Genomic DNA, 19,825 nt, shown 5'->3' on the forward strand with positions numbered 1-19,825 from the left:
AATGATATTGTTTAAATTATGCTAGATATGCAATGCTTTATTGTATTCAAGGTATGAATAATAACCGACATAAAGCAAGCCTTATTACTACATGAAACCCAAAGGACTATTGTTTACAGCAGAGTGAAAATTTAACATTTCTTGTAAAAATCCATTCAACAAATTCATTTTCAGTGATGAAGTGGTAAGTTGTCCTTGTTTAATAATTCTATCTGCTCACAGCGAAAAGTTTGTATTTATACTCCTCACGACTGGCATACTGCTATAGAGTCCAAAACCTATCCAAGTCCATTTCTTATATGCAATCGGACATTGACCCAGCTAAGCTGAACCGCGGTCAGTATTTGTTCTAAAATTTGCAAAATACTTATTATTTTCAAAGCAAGGTTACTTTAATTCGGATAGCCTTTTTATGTTTTTCTACATTTATTGAAAAAGGCTGATGTAGGCAAAGCTTCTTCTGGGTCTGCATGTATATAAGCAGATTGCGCTTTGTTTTTTTATTTTTCATTAACACAACGCCATAAGCTTGATCTTTATGGCATCTTATTCACCTTAACCAGCATTGTTTTAGTAAACTTTATAACTATAGACCAAGCATTCCTTGTTTCTGATAACCAAGTTAAGTTTTGTGAACCTATCGATTGATTAATAGTAATAGTTTGCCGCGCATAAGCTATGAGCAAAACACTGCCTTTTGTAATTAAGGTTAGAATTCAGATTTCCCCATCTGCGCTGATATGGTTTTCAGCTTATGTGTAACAGCAAAATAATTGTTGTTTAAATTCACATAAATCAACAAATGCAGAGTGACCTGCCTTATATCAACCTTTTCAACGCACTTTTTTGCATTATTAAAATTTCTTTATCTAATTTAACCTATTGAAACTCAACTAAAATTAAATATAAAGACGGCAAAACCTTGCCGTTTATTAAGAATAAGGCAAATTTATGTTAAAGAGATTTTCATATGGGTCGATACATATTTTGAGAGAGCCAGTAGTAATGATTTTTTAAATACAAAATTGTTACTCTATTAGTGTTATTTAACCAGCCGAATTAACATTCGGTCGCCAGCATAGTCTGGACTGAGAGTGTAGGAGAAAAACCATGGGTTTATTCGTAAATACCAATGTTTCATCATTAAACGCGCAGAGTAAGTTGTTCGATGCAGGACAATCTTTAAATAAATCTTTTGAACGTCTATCATCAGGCTTCCGCATAAACAGTGCGGCTGACGATTCTGCTGGTCTGCAGATTACTGATAGAATGACGACCCAAATTCAAGGTCTTAACCAAGCCGCACGTAACGCCAATGATGCTATTTCATTGGTCCAAACCGCAGAGGGCGCGTTAGGTGAAGTGACCACGTCACTTCAGCGCATTCGTACGCTTGCAGTACAATCTCAAAATGGTATCAACTCTTCTGCTGACCGTAATGCCCTGCAGAAAGAAGTCACAGCCCTTAAAAACGAAATCAGTCGAATTGCTAGTGATACACAATTTGGTGATTTAAATATTTTGGGGGGTGATTTTTCAGCTAGTTTCTTAGTAGGTGCTAATGCTGGTCAAAATATTGACGTAGGCTTGTCCCAGACTGGTGGTTATGGAGCATCAGGGTTAGGTATCGGAAGCTCCGATATATCTACCGTTGGTGGTGCATCAGCTGCACTTGTTGCTGTCTCAGAAGCTATATCTTCTGTGGGTGGTGCACGTGCCGATTTAGGTGCATTGGAAAACCGCTTCCAATCTACTATTCGTAACCTGTCGAACATCTCTGAGAACGTCTCTGGCGCAAGAGGCCGGATAAGAGATACTGACTTTGCCGTCGAGACTGCTGAACTAACCCGTAATCAGATTGTTCAACAGGCAAGCTTGACAGTGTTAAGTCAGGCTAATCAGCGTCCACAGGCAGCTTTATCGTTATTAGGTTAATCATGCCGGGTTGGTTTTTGTATAGAGCAACCCTTTAATTGACTGACTTTTTAAGGTAATTATCCACTCATACAATCTGAAACGCAGGGTGGAGCTGTTAGACTTATGATGCCCAGATGGCTAAGTGATTTGCCAGCTGTATTAAGTAGAGGTACTGAACCGGAGAATTTTCCGGTTTTTTTCGTGTTTTAACTTATTGAAATATATAGTTTTTAAAAAAAAGTTGTTTTTTTCACTAAAGATTTTTTATTCCCTGGACGATAAAAAGATTATAGACGTTACGCATCTAATAAAAATATAAGCGAACGCCTTTGCAGAAGCTAAATAATAATTAAAGCATTGCTCTGCAACCACCAAGACAATTAATAATAAAAATAGTCGAGTGGTCTTTACATCAAATCGTTAGGAGATTTAAAATGGGTTTATTCGTTAACACGAATGTATCGTCGTTGAATGCAACTCGTCAGTTGTTTACGTCGAACAATAATTTAAGTACCGCTTTTGAACGCTTGTCATCTGGTCTACGTATAAACAGTGCGAAAGACGATGCTGCAGGTTTGCAAATATCCAACCGTTTATCAACACAAATACTGGGGTTAGATCAAGCTGTTAGAAATGCTAACGACGGTATTTCTTTGTCGCAAACTATTGAAGGTGCACTCGCAGAAACCACTTCCGCATTACAAAGAATACGCGTATTGGCTGTGCAATCCCAAAATGGCATTAATTCATCTTCAGATCGTGTGGCGCTTCAAAAGGAAGTGACAGCATTAAAAAATGAAATGAGTCGTATTGCATCTACATCTCAATTTGGTGGAGTAAACGTTTTGGACGGCCTATATTCATCATCATTTTTAGTTGGCGCTAATGCAGGACAAACGATCAGTGTTAATGTTGAGCGCAGCGGAGGATATGGAGCATCTGGATTAAACGTGGCAAACACATCTGTTCTCACTGAAGCACAAGCATCGGCAACTTTAACCGCTGCTTCACAAGCAATTTCGATTGTTGATGCCCAAAGAGCAGATTTAGGTGCAATACAAAACCGTTTCCAATCTACTATTCGAAACCTTTCAAATATTTCTGAAAACGTGTCAGCGGCAAGAAGTCGTATTCGTGACACAGATTTTGCCGTAGAAACGGCAAACTTAACCCGTTTTCAGATAATGCAACAAGCCAGCATCACTGTATTAGGTCAAGCTAATCAAAGACCACAAGCTGCGTTACAGTTATTACAAAGCTAATAAATAGAACGTATATAAAATACTGACTAGACATTGTTGAGAAAGATTTGGATGAACAAGGAATTTTATGGATATTATTAGGTTTTGGCTGCTAATAAAAGTTTATTTGATAGTACAAATTTTAAGAAGACACATATTGGTTAGAGAACTAAAAAATAAAACTGTCGCCAAGAGATATTGAGGTTTAGGCCATTAATTTTGTTTGTGAGATAGATTACAAATAGTAACTTTTTTGGATTTGTTTTGTGTTTTAAACACCTAATACTACGATTGAAAAAACAATTAACCAAGGTGTGAGTCAGTTAAATTACACAAAGAATGTGATACGCCAATTATGCACATAATATGATTGTTTATATTTAGACTGATATTATTATCAATGAAATCAGTCATGTAAGTCGGTTTATGACCAGGGAAATATGTGTTTATTTGTGAATGATATTGATTAGTTGTTCAAAATGAAGAAAATTCTAAGTGCTGGTTTTGACAGCTTGATTTTGTGTTTTAGAACTGACTATGTATTAATTTTGTTACATTTAAACAAACAATAGAAGGTGTGTTGAACAACGTGACCTTTGTATTTCGTCAAATTAATAAGTCGGCGGTGTAAACAAGAAATGGTCTAATATTGTCTTAAAAACCTGTTAAATTGCAAAAAGTGTTGAAATTGATAAGTTAATTTAAATGCAATGTATTTTTATTTTCGATTGACGAGGTGAATACATAAATGCTGTAACGTCATCGATATTATGATGAGAAGCCGATGAGATTAAACTATTATTGAGCATGTAGAACGACTGGGTGACCGATCACGCTGAGATTTTTTTTAAGGCGCACGTTTGCAAACAAACTTAGACTTATATGAAGTCTTGTGTTAACTATCGGATGTAATCTCAGTTATTAGTAAATTTCGGACGAGTCTAACTATAGTGGAGTGTAACTTTTAATTTGGTTACATAAAATCTGGATAATATTTATTGGAGTATTAGTGGGAAAATCTCATTTGTGTCGCAGATACTTCTCTTTGAGTAGCAAAGTTGATTAGTTTACAGACAAACTAACAGCCAGTGTTGGTTTGTTAAGTAGAACGAGTTAATTTCAAATGCTTTTTTATGCTATTGAGAAAGCAATTAGGTAGGTAAATTTGAATTTAGGGGGTAGGAGGTGAGAGGCCGCCCAAGGTAAGGCTCCAGTTCCAATAAGGGGACATTGCCTTTATCTGCTAGGGACAGCACTATAAATAGATTATGTTTGAGTTATTTTTCTGTAATTGACGTAATCGATTCTGAGTTTGCTCCAACTCCTAACGTGAGCAAGTTGGCCGGGGACATCCCTCATGGATTTTGCCCCGGCTTTTTTTAAAAAAGTAACAAATTGTAATAATTTTAAGCCATAAGGCGCGAACAAAGTTTTCGCGTTATTTACATCTAACATGTGTAATTAAAACGCCGACTACCAGGACTGAGAGTGTAGAAGTTTGGTTGAGAGGCCAGTATTCAGCTCATGTAACCCTGCCAGTCGGACAAAAACTTGGTTTGCTCCACTTCCTAACGTGAGCAAGTCGACTTAGAATATACCTGCAAAAATACTTTCTAAGCCCTTGAGTGATTAGTTGTATTCACAACAGACTCACATACCAACACTAAGCATATAGTGTGCCAAAAATTGTGTTTGGTATTTCCTCATTGCTAATTCATACGACCGTAGTAATCCACAACTATCAATTTACTTTTCTGTTATTGATAATTATGTCAAGGCAAATAAAAGATATTTGTTATTAAGGCTTTTTAGCTCTCAAAAAATATCAGATTATGGATAATGTCAAAAGTGGCAAAAAAAACTAAAGTTACTGTAGAAAGTGTCGATACATTAGTTACGGACACTACTATGAATGCTTCTAGTGTCATTCATCTTTAGAGGTGTTGTTGAATGGGTTAAGTGAGGTGATGTTCAAGAAATAGTTCTTGTTTATCTTTACTCATGCAAGCTTAACGTTATAAATATTTTACAAGCGAGTGGTAAGTTTTTAGGAGGTTTTTATGGGTCTATTTGTTAATACAAATGTATCGTCTTTGAACGTACGGCGTCATGTATTTACATCCGAACAAGCTTTCAACTCATCTTTTAAAAGATTATCGTCAGTATTTAATATTCATCGTGCTTCAATTACTGCCGCGGCTTTAAAAATTTCAAACCTATTTACCACACTAGTACAAGGCTTGCATCAAACTGTACAAAATACGAATTTATCTGGACATAATGCTGGTGGTGCAATAGGTGGAGTAATCACTTCATTACAGGGTATTAGTAATCCATTAGTGCAATTTAAAAATGGAATTAACTCTACTGATGTTTATAGTTCATTGCAAAAGGAGGTGCAAACATCAAAAAAAGATAGTGGGCATATTTTATCTGATACACATTTCACCAACTTAGATATTTTGCATCGTCATTTTTCAGCTAAATTCTTAGTACAAGAAAACGGTGGCCAGACTATATCTGTCAACTTATCACTAAAAAGTGATTTAGACATCGCAGCAGCAGATATTGCTTTTGCGGAAAGTACTTATGCGGAAAGTACTTTTGTAGCATTAATTGCAATAAGTATGGATGGAGTCTGTTCAGAGATGGGTGCCTTGCAAAACAGTTTTCAGTTTACTACACCCAACTCACGTAATATATCTGAGAGCGTCACAGGTTTTCGTATCCATGATACGGTCTTAGGAAGTGAAATTGCTGAACTAGCGAGAAATCAGCAAGCGTGTTTGTCAGTTCTAAGTCGAGAAAAACAAGGAGTACAGTCAGCGTTTTCTAAACTTAGTTAAATTCAAATTTTGTTTTTCGCAGTAGTGTTGCGTAATGTTATTATTAAGATAGCCTTACGCATTTATTAAGAGGTGATTTATGGATATAAATGTATCACAAGTTGGCCAAAATCTTGCTGTGTCCAAAGTAGACCCGGCTCCAGTGTCAGCTAAAAATGACGGCGCAATAAAGGATGCCGTTACAGATAATCAACAAGACACTAAAGATTTTTCTATTCCTGCCGAAAAGGAGGAATTAAGCATCGTTGAAGTTAGCGCTAAGCAAATTGAAGCTGCTGTTTCAGAACTAAGTGGGTTTGTTCAAACTAACAAAAGGCAGTTGAGTTTTTCAGTTGACGAAGGCAGTAATAAGCAGGTTGTAAAAGTGATAGATGCAGAATCTGGAGATATTATTCGACAAATACCCACTGAGGAAGTGTTGAAGCTTTCAGAACGTTTACAAGAACTGCAGTTAGACGTTGGTAAAGTAGTAGGCTTATTATTCAATAAACATGTTTGAAATCATTTTTTTGATGTAAACATTATTCTTCTAAAGATTGTTGGAACAGAGGTGCAGTATGTCAATTTCGTCATTGGGTGTTGGGTCAGGTTTGGACCTTGAAAGTTTAGTTGGGCAGCTACTCGAAGCTGAGCGGAAACCTAAAACAGATGCTTTGGACTCGAGAGAAGAGAATGTTGAAGCTGAGATCTCTGGAATTGGCAAGTTAAAGTCTAAACTCGAAGACTTTCAAAAGACTTTGGATAATCTGCGTAGCGATGCAAACCTCAAAGGTCGAGAGCCTTCTATTAATAACCCTTCTGAAGGTATCGAGCCCTTTAAAGCTGAGGCATCTAATAGCGCATTAGAAGGGGACTACAATATAGCAGTGACCCAACTCGCTAGCGGTAGTCGAATTCAAACAGCTGATGCAGCAGATGGTGGTTTCAATAGTGCTTCTGATACGATACTAAGCACAGGCACTGCCAGCCTAACTTTTAAGATTGGTGCCACAAGTGATTCATTTACGATTGATTTAACCGCCGGTAATTCATTAGAAGATTTGCGAAATGCTGTTAATGCTTCTGAAGACAACTTTGGTGTTGTCGCTAGTATTATCGATACTGGGACAGCTGTTGGTGGAGCCAAGTTAGTATTTACTTCAGATACTCCTGGTCAAGGAAACGATTTAACCATTATTAACGATAATGATGTAGCTGAGCTTGAGCTAGTATCCACAACAAACTCCTCAGAAGCATCTACTTACCTTTCGCCAGTGACCTCAGCTCAAAACGCTAAAGCTACCATCGACGGAATTGATGTAGAAAGTGAAACCAATAAATTTGAAAATGTAATAGAAAATGTCAGTTTTGATGTATCTGAAAAATCTGAATTAGAAGCAGACGGCATAAATTTTAAAACATCAAAACTGAGTATTGGCTTTGACACAGAGGCGGTCGAAGAAACTATAAGAGAGTTTGTAACAAATTTTAATGCCCTTCAAGCCGAGATAAAACTCCTCACTAACTATGGTGAGTCTGATTTAGAAAACGATGGAGCATTAGCCGGTGATTCTTTAGTCAGAGGCATACAAACAGGCATCAACAACATTTTATTTTCGTCAGTCGATTCGTCATCTTTAGGTGGCATATTTCAGCTTGGGATCGAATACAACGATCAAAATGAATTAGAAATAAGCGCTAGCGACAATATTGGCTTAGGTAGCGGTGAAGATCGCTTGAAAGATGCTTTAAAAGAAAATTTCGATCAAATTTCTGCTTTGTTTACCGACGAAAGCCAAGGTATTGCCGTTCGTCTTTACGATTATGTTGAGGAATATACTAGCTCTAGTGGGTTACTTAAGTCACGAGTTGATACCGCAAAAGATCAAAAAGAACAAATATTTGATGAAAGATTAAATCTAGAGTTAAGATTGGCAGGTACCGAACAAATCTTACGTAAGAAGTATTTAAACCTCGATCAAACCGTTGCAAGACTGAATTCTACAGGTTCAGCCTTACTGGCTACTTTAGGATAATAGATATGCAGCTTAGCTATTATAAATATGGGAAATCATCATGGCGTTAAAGGGTATCAATGCCTATAAAAAAGGTAATTTAAAACAAGAGATTAGTCAGGCAGACCCGCATAAGTTAACTTTGATGTTAATGCAAGGTGCAATGGATAAGCTTGCTTATACCAAGGGCTGTATAGAACGAAAAGACTATGCTGGCAAATCAGAGCACATATCTCGAGCTACAGCTATTTTAATGAACTTGCGTGATACGATTGCATTGGAAACAGAAGGCGAAGTAGCTGGTAATTTATATTCACTCTATGATTACATGATACAACGACTGATTGACGCTAATGTTCAGAATAACTTGAAGATTGTTGATGAAGTGATTAGTCTACTTTCACCTATAAAGACGGCTTGGTCACAAATTCCTGAGTCTGCTAAACAAGAGGCTTATGAGATGCAGAGGCAGAAACGTCAAGCGATAACTTGAAAACACTCACTTTAAATCATTCTTTTACACCTTCTCCATTAAAGAAGATAAATCAGGATTTATCAGTGCTGGAGTCTAACAGCGACCCAGATGAATCTAAATTTTTACAATTAGTCACTGAACGTGACGAGTTTATAAAGAGTTATTTACAAACCCTCGACAAAAATTTGAAAACTGACTTCGTTAATGCTGAACTAAAAGTAAATGGCGTGTTAGTTGCTTATGCAGAAGAATCATTTAAAGCGTCATTAAAACTACTCACTGGTTTAGTTCGTGGACGTAAGGCAGTAAAAAAATATAGGTGAACAAGATCTCAACCGGTTGTATTATGCTAAAAATATAGTCAATGGTTGACGTCATTAAAATATAAGAATAAGGGCACTAATGTTCGATAATAAAGCAATTCTCATCACTGGTGGCACAGGTTCTTTTGGTCAGCGTTTTTCTACCTATTTGTTAAAAAACTATTCTCCTAAAAAAATAATTATTTTCTCTCGCGATGAACTCAAGCAGTTTGAAATGCAGCAACAATTTACCGCGCCCTGTATGCGATTTTTTATTGGTGATGTGCGCGACAAAGATCGTCTAAAGACTGCTATGCGTGATGTGGATTACGTGGTGCATGCAGCTGCATTGAAGCAAGTGCCCGCTGCAGAATATAACCCCAATGAATGCATCAAGACCAATATTTATGGCGCACAAAATGTCATTGATGCGGCTATTGATACGGATGTTAGTCGTGTAATTGCATTATCAACTGATAAAGCTGCTAATCCGGTCAACTTGTACGGTGCTACTAAGCTTGCCTCAGATAAACTTTTTGTCGCGGCTAATAATATGTCTGGCGCTAAAGGCCCTAGATTTGCTGTGGTTCGATATGGCAATGTTGTTGGTTCAAGAGGTTCAGTTGTGCCATTTTTTCATCAGTTGTTGAGCCAAGGTATCAGCAAGTTACCGGTCACCCATGATGAAATGACTCGTTTTTGGATTACATTAGATGAGGGTGTGGAGTTCGTTGTACAAAACTTCCAGCGTATGCAAGGTGGCGAGATATTTGTACCTAAAATCCCTTCTATTCGTATTTTGGATCTGGTTGAATCTATTAGTGGACAGCGAGAGTACGACTTAGTCGGTATTCGCCCCGGCGAGAAACTTCATGAAGTTATGGTGCCACAAGAAATGGCGCATCATTCTCTTGAGTTTGATGACCACTATGTCATCACGCCTGCGATTAAGTTTTTTGATAAAACAGTCGACTATTTTAAGAATAAATTAGGAGAAGAGGGGCTACCAGTAGAAGACAAATTTGAATATCACTCAGGTACTAATCCTCACTTTCTGACTGTACAAGAATTAAAAATGCTTGATAAAGTAGTTTTGTAAGGAAGAGTGGCATGATCCCTTACGGTAAACATTTGGTTGATGAAGATGATATAGACGCGGTTGTGGATGTGTTGCGGAATCAGTTTTTGACGCAAGGTGCTGTTGTTCCTCAATTTGAAAATGCTTTGTGTGGTTACACTGGAGCTAATTACTGTGTGGCAGTAAACAGTGCAACTTCAGGCTTGCATGTGGCATGTTTGGCTGCAGGTGTAGCAGCAGGGGATTCGGTGTGGACAGTACCGAACTCTTTTGTTGCATCGGCAAACTGTGCGCTTTACTGCGGAGCATCTATAGACTTTGTGGATATAGACCCTCTTACCCGCAATATTGATATTAATGCTTTAGATAATAAACTTCAGCATGCTGCAAAACAGAATTGCCTACCTAAAGCTTTAATTGTAGTGCATTTTTCTGGCTTGAGCTGTGACATGCAGAGGATCCATAAGATAACGCAGATGTATTCCATTGTCTTAATTGAAGATGCTGCTCACGGCCTAGGTGGGAGTTATCAACAGTCCAAAATTGGTAGTTGTGTCTATTCTGATATGGCAGTTTTGAGTTTTCATCCGGTTAAATCAATAACCAGTGCCGAAGGCGGTGCGGTCCTAACCAATCAAAATCATTTTCACGAAAAACTCACATTATTTGCTAAGCATGGAGTGACAAAAGATCCATTACAATATCGAGGCGAAAGTCACGGGCCTTGGTACTATCAGCAACTTGAATTGGGTTACAACTATCGTTTAAGTGATCTGCATGCAGCCCTAGGTTTGTCACAGTTGAAAAAACTGGATGTGTTTATTCAAAAACGTTCCGAACTCGCAAAAGTATATGATGAAACGTTAGCTGATTTACCTTTGAAACTTCCGGTTGTAGAGCCGCACTTTAAAAGTGCCTGGCATCTATATATGGTCGAGCTTACGCAACATGACCGTCAAAACATTTATCAGCTGCTTCACAAAAAAGGTATTGGTGTGAACGTGCATTATATTCCTATCCATTTACAACCTTTTTATCAGAAAGTTGGTTTTAAACAAGGCGATTTCCCCGTGTCTGAGCATTTTTATCAACACGCTTTGACACTCCCCTTGTTTCCAAGTTTATCTCATGAGGAACAATTAAAAGTGGTGGATGTGTTACACGAGGTATTGCTTTGAATCTCGCTATCATTCCTGCACGTGGCGGCAGTAAAAGAATTCCGGGCAAAAATATTAAGTCGTTTGCAGGTAAACCACTTATCGCTTATTCGATAGATGCAGCAATAGATTCCGGTCTATTTAATAAAATCATCATTTCCACTGATAGCGAAGAGGTAGCAGAGGTTGCAAAAGCTTACGGAGCAGATGTGCCTTTTATCCGTCCGAAGGAACTTTCAAATGATATTGTGGGCACACGGCCAGTAACCAATCACGCCATCAAGTTTTGTATCGAGCAATTTTATAAACCCAAATTCTGTTGTTGTATCTACGCCACAGCGCCTTTTTTGCAAGCCAATTACTTACGGCAAGGTTTGGACTCACTTAAACAAAATAGCGAAAAGTCTTTTGCTTTTTCCGTGACTAGTTTTCCTTTTCCAGTTCAAAGGGCGCTGATAAAATCACCGGCCGGAGTTTTACCCATGTTCCCTGAAAGCATCAATCAACGTTCTCAGGATTTAGAAGAAGCCTACCATGATGCGGGGCAATTTTATTGGGGGAGAACCGATGACTATTTATCTGATCAACAGATTTTTAGTCACCATAGCCTGCCAGTGGTTTTGCCTCGTCATTTAGTTCAGGATATTGATACACCAGAAGATTGGCTGCGCGCAGAGTTAATGTTTAAGGCTTACGTTCAAGGGTAAGAAAAGTGAATAAATTGTTAGAGTCTAAAACTGAAAAAGTGCTGTTGATCAGGATGTTAAGTTCACCAGACGTCTGTGCTATTGGCCTTCCTGTATTGCGTTATTTTCAAAAAAATAATCCACAAGCAGAAATACATTTTTTGACCTTTGGTGATGGCGCTGAGCTGATCAAATTGGCAGAGCCGAGTGTGCAGGTTAAACATCTGACTCAGCAGCAGTGGCCAGATGATTTTTTTCTCGCAATGGAGTCATTTTTGGGATTAGCTGAGGAGATTATTGGCGAAGGCTACAGCCAGATTGTTAATTTAGATACCACTTTTATGCCGTGCTTTTTAGCGCGTTTTCTTGCGGATACCGCTGAACCAGTCAGTGGTAATTATTTGAATATGTCGGTTCAGCAGTTGTTGCAACAAGTCCAAGAAAAATCTTTGCAAGCTGAATATGTCAATTCACCGCAAGCCTTTATGGCTAGTTCGTTTGTCAACATGCATAAATGGCATGGTCATTGGAGGCAGTTTGATACTAAGTATCAAGGCGGGTATCCAGACTTTTACTTAAACAAGTGCTGTGGGTTAGTCGATGATAAATTGGACCAAACTATCATTGTCAGCGGGGATAAACGATTAGCTAAAAAGGGCAAAGCTAATAAAGTGATTGGTTTGTGTTTTGGTCAATCTGACGATGGCTACCTTTATCCATATGTAAGTGGTTTAAAAAAGCTATTAGAACAAAAAGGCTTTGTTGTATGGATTGACCCTGATGTTAAAGATGATATTCGTTCACTATTAAAAATGCTCAAATCCAGTGATCTAATGCTATGTAAACCAAGTGGCAATCGTTGGTATGCACAAGCTGTCGATTGTCCAGCATTATTGATCAGTGGAGCCAGCGAGCCTGCTTTGCTAATGCCTGAATTTGCGACCGATCCCGTTTCTCCGTGTATGCAACATAGCGTAAACGAAAATAATATTGCTGCTTTTGAGTGTAACTGCGATAAACCTGAGAATTTAGTGGAAAGCATTGAGTCGATTTTCATGCACCTTGAGGAGCAACAAGATGAATGAAATAAAACTCGGTGACCGCAGTATCGGCGCAAATTTTCCGCCTTTTATCATTGCTGAGCTAAGTGGAAACCATAATCAGCAATTAGATTTAGCCATGGATATGGTCGAAGCGGCCGCTAAAGCCGGTGCTCACGCTATTAAATTACAAACTTTTACCGCTGATAGCATGACATTAGACGTGGATAACGAACAATTTGTTATCCACGAAAAAAACAGTCTTTGGCAAGGTTCGACGTTACATGCGTTGTATCAAAAAGCGGCCACACCTTATGAGTGGCACCAACCTCTGTTTGAAAAGGCTAAGTCATTAGGCATGCTGGCTTTTAGTTCACCATTTGATGAACAAGCAGTAGATTTTCTAGATGATTTAAATGTACCTTGTTTCAAAATTGCTTCATTTGAATTGACTGATTTACCACTTATCCGCAAAGCAGCCAGTAAGAAAAAACCATTGATTATGTCTACTGGTATGGCAAGTTTATCTGAAATAGAACAGGCCGTGGACGTGGCTAAATTTGCAGGTTGTAACGATATTATTCTACTAAAATGTACCAGTACTTATCCGGCAGAACCCACTCAATCCAATATTCTGACTATCCCACATTTGCGCGACGCTTTTGGTTGCCAAGTGGGGCTGTCTGATCATACTGCGGGTGTGGGTGTGTCAATAGCGGCTGTGGCATTAGGTGCAACAGTAATTGAAAAACATTTTGTCTTAGACAGAGACGCTGGTGGAGTGGATGCGGCTTTTTCGTTAGAGCCAGATGAACTCGCTTGTTTGGTGTTAGAGACCAAAAGAGCTCACCAAGCTTTGGGGCAGGTCAAATATGGCGGCACACAAGCAGAAAAAAAGTCTAAGCAGTATCGCAGGTCTATTTATGTGAGTGAAGATGTAGCGCAAGGGCAAGTATTAAGTGCGCAAAATCTGCGAATAGTGCGCCCAGCCTTTGGGTTAGCACCTAAAAACTGGGATAAAGTACTCGGTAAAGTCGCTAAACATTCATTGGTTAAAGGCACGCCGTTAGATTGGTCGATGTTTGAGTGCTAGTGTGAGTAATAGCTAATGCGTGTGGCTTTTAGAGTTGAAGGTGAACCAGACATAGGTTTAGGCCACATTATGCGTTGTTTGGCGTTAGCACAGAGCTTAGTCAGCTGTGGACATGATGTGTTTTTTTTTATGTCCCAGCGTTCACAGCAATTTTGTGACAACCGAACAGATTGGCAAGGAAAAATTCTAGAAATAACCGATATAGATAAACAGAAAGAGCCTGATTGGTTAGCTAGACAATGTACCGATTTACAGGTCAATTGGCTGGTGCTCGACGGTTATCAGTTTGATCAAACATATCGACACTCCTTACAATCCAGTGAATTTAAATTCGCCGTATTTGATGATATGAATAATAGCGGTTTGTTGCATGCCGATTTAGTGATCAATGGTGCGCCAAACGCGACTCTACATAATTATCGTCTGACTGCACCTAATGCGCTTTTGGCTATAGGTGAGAACTACCAAGTTTTAAGACAGGAATTTCTGAAATCAATTAATAATGAATGGGAAAAACGTAAAAACTTAACCCTCATATTTGGTGGTAGTGACCCCAAAAACTTAACCATTAAGGTGCTGCAATCTTTGCAAAAACTTAGTTCAACTATGCCAATAACCGTGATTACTGGTGCTGCTTATACTAGATTGCAAGACTTAACAGATTTAGTCACAACCAGTGAGTTACAGATTACTCATCTACATGACTGTCAAAATATGGCCTCTGTGTTAGTTAACACTAAGTTAGCCATATCTGCTGCAGGAGGAAGTCAGTTTGAGTTACTCGCCTGTGCGGTACCTTCAATATTGGTGGTAGTGGCTGAGAATCAGAGAAATGCTAGTCAAGAAGCCGCTAGTCAAGGTTGGTGTAAGGTATTTAATGGTGATGATTTGAATGCTGATGAATTAGTCATGAAATGTATCTCTATCTTCCAACAACCCGAATTGTTAAGTCTTATGCATAAAAAGACATTACAGTTTCCTGTGGTTGATGGCGCCAAAAATATTGTAGAAATGATGTCTGAACATAAACTGACAAATGATTATATCCAATGAAAGTTTCGATACCTGAACATACTTTCGAGCCTTTAGAAGAACAACAATTAGAACTCATTTGGCAATGGCGCAATAGTCCAAGAATCAGACAAAACATGCATAATAATGAACTGGTAGAGTGGCAGGATCACTGTGCGTGGTTTGACAAATTTCAAACTGATACCAGTCGTCAGTTTTATGTTTTTTTACAAGACCAGCGACCCATTGGAGTACTTAATTTTTCAGATATGAATACATCCACGCCAGAATGGGGCTGTTATTTGGGCGAGACTAACGTGTGGCCAGGTAGTGGTATTATGTTGGAATTTGCAGCTATAGATTTTTGTGCCAGTCAACGCCAATTTAGTCACTTGCTGGCGCAAGTATTATCGTTCAACCATGCAGCAAATAAGATGCATAAAGTGTTTGAATATAAAGAGCTTAGCCTTAAAAAAGGCGGCGAACGTAACGGCCAACGTTTCGATATACAGCATTACAGTTATGAACTTAAGCAGTGGGCTGAAAATCGTGGCAAGATACTCAAAAAATTACCCAAAAAGATTGCACTCGCAGCCGATCATATACAATTTTTAGAATAGCTTTGGATACAAAATATGCTGAACTTAGAACAACAAATTAAAGATGCAATGCAACAAGTTGCTGAGTTGAGCGACTGCCAGTTAGTCGAATCGATAAACCCTGATACGCTATTGCTTGAATGTGGTTTAGACTCGTTAGGCTATGCCATGTTAGTGGCACAGCTAGAAGAAAACTTGGGTTATGACCCGTTTACTGAATTGGCCCTTGATACTTACCCAAGCACTTTTGCTGAGTTCTTAGCTATGTATCAACAATGTGCTAATAATCAATAAATCCATTATGCAAAGCCTTTTTAATCAATTAACAAATCTGTCCAAAACAGGGATGATAACCGCTGCAGGTCAACACAATTCTATCGCTGTGTTGATAGCAAAAGCTGAGCAGATTAGGCAGCAGTATCCGCAATTTCATCAACGCAGTATAGCCATCCGGTATACAAATTTGACTGATTTTGTCACTTCGCTGATTGCATTTGATGGTCACTGTTCAACTATGTATTTACGTCCTCCAAACTTGACAATACCTCATAACGATATTATAGATTGGCCGCTTGAAAGTGATGCTGCTGTTGTAGACTCAATACCCTCGCGATTGAAGTCTGAAGCTGTAGATAGTGTCGCGACAACTTGGTACATGGCGACGTCTGGTACTACAGGTGAGCCAAAGTGGTGTTCCCACTCTTTTTTATCATTGACTGCAAACACCAAACACAGTCAAAAATTACAAGCACTGTGCTGGGCTTTGTTGTTTCAACCCTACAGATTTGCGGGGTTACAAGTGGTGTTACAGGCGCTACTAAGTGGTGCTGACTTAGTGAATGTTGCTGATTACGAGCCTTTAGCCCAGATGGCATTTTTAAAACATGCAGACGTTAAGGCTTTATCTGCTACCCCCAGTTTGTGGCGGCAACTCCTAATGACGGGTCAATTGAGTGAATTAACTCTAAGTCATATTACGCTAGGGGGTGAGATTGCCGATCAAAGTCTGTTGGATACTTTGAAAAATTTGTTCCCGAATGCAAATGTGCGACATATTTACGCTTCGACAGAAGCTGGAGTCGGTTTTATAGTGAGCGACGGGCGCGCCGGTTTCCCTTCTAAATGGCTTAAAGACCAGACACCTCAGAGCGCGTTGCAGGTGTCAGATGAACAACATTTACTGATTAGACCACAACATCACGTTTGTCAATCATTGGCACTACAAACTAATGCGCAAGGTTATGTGGACTCCTTAGATAAAGTCCAAGTGATCGGTGACAGAGTACTTTTTTTGGGGAGAGCAACAGGTACGATCAACGTCGGTGGCAATAAGGTACATCCAGAAAGAGTCGAGCAAGTATTATTGCAATGTGCTGATATTAGTCAGGCGAAGGTGTACGCTAAAAAAAGTGCCTTGCTGGGTGAGTTAGTGGTAGCCGATGTGATGATAATTGAAGCCGCAGTTGAGCAAGAGGTCAAACAACAAGTGTTGAAAATGTGCAAAAAGCAATTGCAACGTTTTGAGATACCTACCAAAATCAATATAGTCAAGAATATCAATCATGATCCAAGTGGTAAATTAAACAGGAAGCAGCATGACTGATTACGTCATAATAACAGGTGCCAGCAAAGGTCTAGGTTTAGCCATCAGCCAACAAGCAGCTGCCAACGGGTATGCAGTGATTGCCATTGCACGGCAACTTTCAGAGCCCTTAAGAGCTCTGCAGCAAGCGTATCCAGAGCTCGTTAATTTTCACGCCGCTGATTTAGCTTACTTGGATAAAATACCCGAGTTGTGCAAGCAACTCATCAAACAATATGGACGCCCTTACGCCTTGATTAATAACGCTGCCGCCGGTCATGATGGTGTGCTGGCCACTATGCCTAATTCAAGCATTGACCATTTAATGCGCTTAAATATTCAAGCGCCTATTTTGTTGAGTAAATATTTGGTGCGTTCGATGTTACTGAATCGAAAAGGCCGTATCATCAATATCTCTTCTATTATTGCCAAAACAGGTTTTAATGGCCTCAGTGTGTATGCCGCCAGTAAGGCAGCATTAGAAGGGTTTAGTAAATCTTTAGCCCGTGAAGTGGGTAAAGCAGGCATAACCGTTAATTGTGTCGCCCCTGGCTATATGCAAACCGACATGACCAGCAGCTTACTAGGCGATAAGTTGGAAAGTATTAAAAGGCGCAGCCCGTTAGGAAAGCTAGCTACCGTGGACGATGCGGCAGCAATGGTGATATATTTGCTCAGTGAACGAGCATCGGCTATTACTGGTACTGTATTGACAGTGGATGCCGGAAGTACGGCATAATTATTGGTTAATAAATAATGACACAACAAAAAATAATATAACAACTTAAAAGTTTAGCCGCCAATGCCTCAGGGTTAGTGGTTATATGGCTTGACGGCTCAAGAGCAAGAAATACGGCACACCCTAAAAGTAATTATGATTTAGCCGTGGCTTTTGATAAGCCTTTGCAGGATGTGTTGGATAATCGACTCAGACCTGAAGTGTTGGCTATTAAGTGGAAAGAAATGTTAGAAGTAGACATTTCTATTTTGGATATCAATATTTCTCCATTACCCATCGCCATGGTGGTAGTAGAAGACGATACGCCTCTGTATGGTCAAGATACGGTTAGACGATATAAAGAAGAGCAGCGGATCATGTCGATGTGGGAACTTGATTATCAGTATGGTAGGCAACAAAATGTTTAATGCTTAATGCTTAATGCTTATAGTGCTAGTATGCAGGATCATATCCAACAACTTGTTTCTCAACTCGATCAATTAGCGAGCATTGATCGTTCGTTAAACCAATCTGAATCTTTGGCGGCCGAAAGATTACTTCAAGTCTTGATAGAAGCTTGTATTGGTATTTCTAAACATTGGGTAAAACAACAAGGTTTAGGCATAGCATCAGATGCTAACCGCGCATTTATATTACTAGATCAAAGCGGGCAGTGGACAAATAAAGAGCTTGATTGGCGCAAGATAATTGGTCTGCGTAATGCGCTAGTTCATGGTTATCTGAGTATTGATCAATAAGTGATCCTAGATGTTGTCAATAAAAAACGTTACAAGGCCCTTGCAGAGTTTGCTTTTAAAGGTTTAAAAGTACTAAGTTCGCCACACTTTAAAACTGATAAAGGTGAAGGTAAGTGAGCTACTGTGGTGCTGTATTTACTGAGTGAACAAGCCTTGGTTATCACTGGTACCGTTATGACAGTGGATGCAGTTAGCACAGCTTAAATATTGTCTGTAGGTAGGATTCAAGTCAATTCAGTGCTAGCCGATAATAAACTATTGCCAAATCTATATCCCACTATTTTAAAGATGAGTTAAATATGCAGAAGTTTTCAACCGAGCGTCAAAAATAGTGAGCAACACAGCAACAAAAGTAGTGATATTTGGCGCAAGTTTGTCAGGCCGTTCTGCATTATCTGCTGTATCCGAATTATATGATGTGCTCGCATTCGTCGATAACGATAGTAAAAAATATGGCTCTAGTATTCAAAATATTCCCATTACCTCACCGTCAGACATAGCATCATTTAGCCCTGATAAAATTTTAATTGCCAGTGAGTTTTTTGAACAAATAAAGGAACAGTTGAAACTGTTAGTCCCTGAAATTATGGTCGAAGTATTACCTGCAAGACTGATTAAACCAATACAACTTAAAAATTCCCATAGACAAGGTCAAACCGCAGTGGACTTGCTGTTGATGTTGTCTGAGAATTTAAAATCACACGATGTGCCTCATTATATTGATGCTGGCACTTTACTTGGCGTGTATAGAGATAATGCTCTCATTCCCTGGGATGATGATTTGGATTTTTCTGTTGATGCTGACCATTTAACTCATACCATTAAAGTTTTAGAGCTGCAATTACCCAAGATGCTTGAAATAACGGGTGTGACTTGGACCTTACACACATACATTAATCAACAATCCTACGGCGCGGTGCCAATTGGTGCAATTCGAGCGCTTAAGTTACTCCCTGATAAAGACGGTGAGGGCTTTCCTGGTATCGACTTTTTTGTTAAATATATCCAAGGAGAGCATATGGACTATTGCTTAGCCTCCCGCGGATTTCGTATGCCTTCTAACCATTTTAGTAACATGCAAAGCCATACATTTGCTGGTGGTGACGTGTATTTACCCAATGCTGTAGAAGACTATCTCGAAGGACATTACGGTGATTGGCAAACACCTCAAGAAGAATGGTCACTCAGTCATGTTAAATCGTCAACGGTTTTTAAGAGTCAGACGTTATGAAAACTGTGATTACTTATGGCACTTTTGATTTATTACACGTTGGTCACGTCAATATGTTAGAGCGTTTGGCCGAGCTGGGAGATAAATTAATTGTAGG

The 19,825-nt window shown here is 39.1% G+C and carries 20 protein-coding genes and 1 pseudogene; all 21 read left to right on the forward strand.

Going from position 1 to position 19,825, the window contains the following annotated elements; translation table 11 throughout:
* The first annotated feature begins 1,110 nt into the window (after window positions 1-1,110).
* Window positions 1,111-1,935, forward strand: coding sequence for a flagellin (locus QZ562_RS11670; protein ID WP_293760108.1), 825 nt, complete (start codon window positions 1,111-1,113; stop codon window positions 1,933-1,935).
* A gap of 416 nt (window positions 1,936-2,351) precedes the next feature.
* Window positions 2,352-3,179, forward strand: a complete 828-nt coding sequence (locus QZ562_RS11675) for a flagellin (protein ID WP_293760110.1) — start codon at window positions 2,352-2,354, stop codon at window positions 3,177-3,179.
* 2,039 nt (window positions 3,180-5,218) lie between these two features.
* A complete protein-coding gene (locus QZ562_RS11680; RefSeq protein ID WP_293760112.1) occupies window positions 5,219-6,004 on the forward strand; it encodes a flagellin FliC in 786 nt (261 codons plus the stop codon).
* Window positions 6,005-6,083: 79 nt separating this feature from the next.
* Window positions 6,084-6,503 carry a flagellar protein FlaG gene (locus QZ562_RS11685; protein ID WP_293760114.1) on the forward strand — a complete coding sequence of 140 codons (420 nt, stop codon included), beginning with the start codon at window positions 6,084-6,086 and terminating at the stop codon, window positions 6,501-6,503.
* A gap of 58 nt (window positions 6,504-6,561) precedes the next feature.
* Complete coding sequence (gene fliD / locus QZ562_RS11690) at window positions 6,562-8,019, forward strand: flagellar filament capping protein FliD (protein WP_293760116.1); 1,458 nt, start codon at window positions 6,562-6,564, stop codon at window positions 8,017-8,019.
* Window positions 8,020-8,059: 40 nt separating this feature from the next.
* Window positions 8,060-8,491, forward strand: coding sequence for a flagellar export chaperone FliS (fliS, locus tag QZ562_RS11695; protein WP_293760118.1), 432 nt, complete (start codon window positions 8,060-8,062; stop codon window positions 8,489-8,491).
* Window positions 8,488-8,796, forward strand: a complete 309-nt coding sequence (locus QZ562_RS11700) for a hypothetical protein (RefSeq protein ID WP_293760120.1) — start codon at window positions 8,488-8,490, stop codon at window positions 8,794-8,796. Before fliS ends, QZ562_RS11700 begins: the two co-directional genes overlap by 4 nt.
* A gap of 79 nt (window positions 8,797-8,875) precedes the next feature.
* Window positions 8,876-9,874, forward strand: coding sequence for a UDP-N-acetylglucosamine 4,6-dehydratase (inverting) (gene pseB, locus QZ562_RS11705; RefSeq protein WP_293760122.1), 999 nt, complete (start codon window positions 8,876-8,878; stop codon window positions 9,872-9,874).
* 11 nt (window positions 9,875-9,885) lie between these two features.
* Window positions 9,886-11,031, forward strand: coding sequence for a UDP-4-amino-4,6-dideoxy-N-acetyl-beta-L-altrosamine transaminase (gene pseC, locus QZ562_RS11710; RefSeq protein ID WP_293760124.1), 1,146 nt, complete (start codon window positions 9,886-9,888; stop codon window positions 11,029-11,031).
* Window positions 11,028-11,717, forward strand: coding sequence for a pseudaminic acid cytidylyltransferase (gene pseF, locus QZ562_RS11715; protein WP_293760126.1), 690 nt, complete (start codon window positions 11,028-11,030; stop codon window positions 11,715-11,717). The genes pseC and pseF overlap by 4 nt, the downstream gene beginning before the upstream one ends.
* Window positions 11,718-11,722: 5 nt before the next feature.
* Window positions 11,723-12,781, forward strand: coding sequence for a hypothetical protein (locus tag QZ562_RS11720; protein ID WP_293760128.1), 1,059 nt, complete (start codon window positions 11,723-11,725; stop codon window positions 12,779-12,781).
* Window positions 12,774-13,829 carry a pseudaminic acid synthase gene (gene pseI / locus QZ562_RS11725; RefSeq protein WP_293760130.1) on the forward strand — a complete coding sequence of 352 codons (1,056 nt, stop codon included), beginning with the start codon at window positions 12,774-12,776 and terminating at the stop codon, window positions 13,827-13,829. Before QZ562_RS11720 ends, pseI begins: the two co-directional genes overlap by 8 nt.
* 15 nt (window positions 13,830-13,844) lie before the next feature.
* Complete coding sequence (gene pseG / locus QZ562_RS11730) at window positions 13,845-14,882, forward strand: UDP-2,4-diacetamido-2,4,6-trideoxy-beta-L-altropyranose hydrolase (protein WP_293760132.1); 1,038 nt, start codon at window positions 13,845-13,847, stop codon at window positions 14,880-14,882.
* Window positions 14,879-15,460 (forward strand): UDP-4-amino-4,6-dideoxy-N-acetyl-beta-L-altrosamine N-acetyltransferase, encoded by a 582-nt coding sequence (gene pseH, locus QZ562_RS11735; protein ID WP_293760134.1) that lies wholly within the window; start codon window positions 14,879-14,881, stop codon window positions 15,458-15,460. The genes pseG and pseH overlap by 4 nt, the downstream gene beginning before the upstream one ends.
* 15 nt (window positions 15,461-15,475) lie before the next feature.
* On the forward strand, window positions 15,476-15,733 hold the full coding sequence (locus QZ562_RS11740) for an acyl carrier protein (protein ID WP_293760136.1): 258 nt from the start codon (window positions 15,476-15,478) through the stop codon (window positions 15,731-15,733).
* Window positions 15,734-15,740: 7 nt separating this feature from the next.
* Complete coding sequence (locus QZ562_RS11745) at window positions 15,741-17,042, forward strand: AMP-binding protein (protein ID WP_293760138.1); 1,302 nt, start codon at window positions 15,741-15,743, stop codon at window positions 17,040-17,042.
* Window positions 17,035-17,760, forward strand: coding sequence for an SDR family oxidoreductase (locus tag QZ562_RS11750; protein ID WP_293760140.1), 726 nt, complete (start codon window positions 17,035-17,037; stop codon window positions 17,758-17,760). Before QZ562_RS11745 ends, QZ562_RS11750 begins: the two co-directional genes overlap by 8 nt.
* A 53-nt stretch (window positions 17,761-17,813) precedes the next feature.
* Window positions 17,814-18,167 (forward strand): annotated as a pseudogene (locus QZ562_RS11755) (nucleotidyltransferase domain-containing protein); the annotation flags it as partial.
* Between the two features lie 30 nt (window positions 18,168-18,197).
* Window positions 18,198-18,497 (forward strand): DUF86 domain-containing protein, encoded by a 300-nt coding sequence (locus tag QZ562_RS11760; protein WP_293760142.1) that lies wholly within the window; start codon window positions 18,198-18,200, stop codon window positions 18,495-18,497.
* A gap of 331 nt (window positions 18,498-18,828) precedes the next feature.
* Entirely contained in the window at window positions 18,829-19,728 is a 900-nt protein-coding gene (locus tag QZ562_RS11765) for a LicD family protein (RefSeq protein WP_293760144.1), read from the forward strand.
* A partial coding sequence (locus QZ562_RS11770; protein ID WP_293760146.1) for an adenylyltransferase/cytidyltransferase family protein occupies window positions 19,725-19,825 on the forward strand: 101 nt, incomplete at its 3' end. The genes QZ562_RS11765 and QZ562_RS11770, both read left to right, overlap by 4 nt.

It is taken from the genome of uncultured Paraglaciecola sp., from assembly GCF_913058035.1.
Classification (GTDB): Bacteria; Pseudomonadota; Gammaproteobacteria; order Enterobacterales; family Alteromonadaceae; genus Paraglaciecola.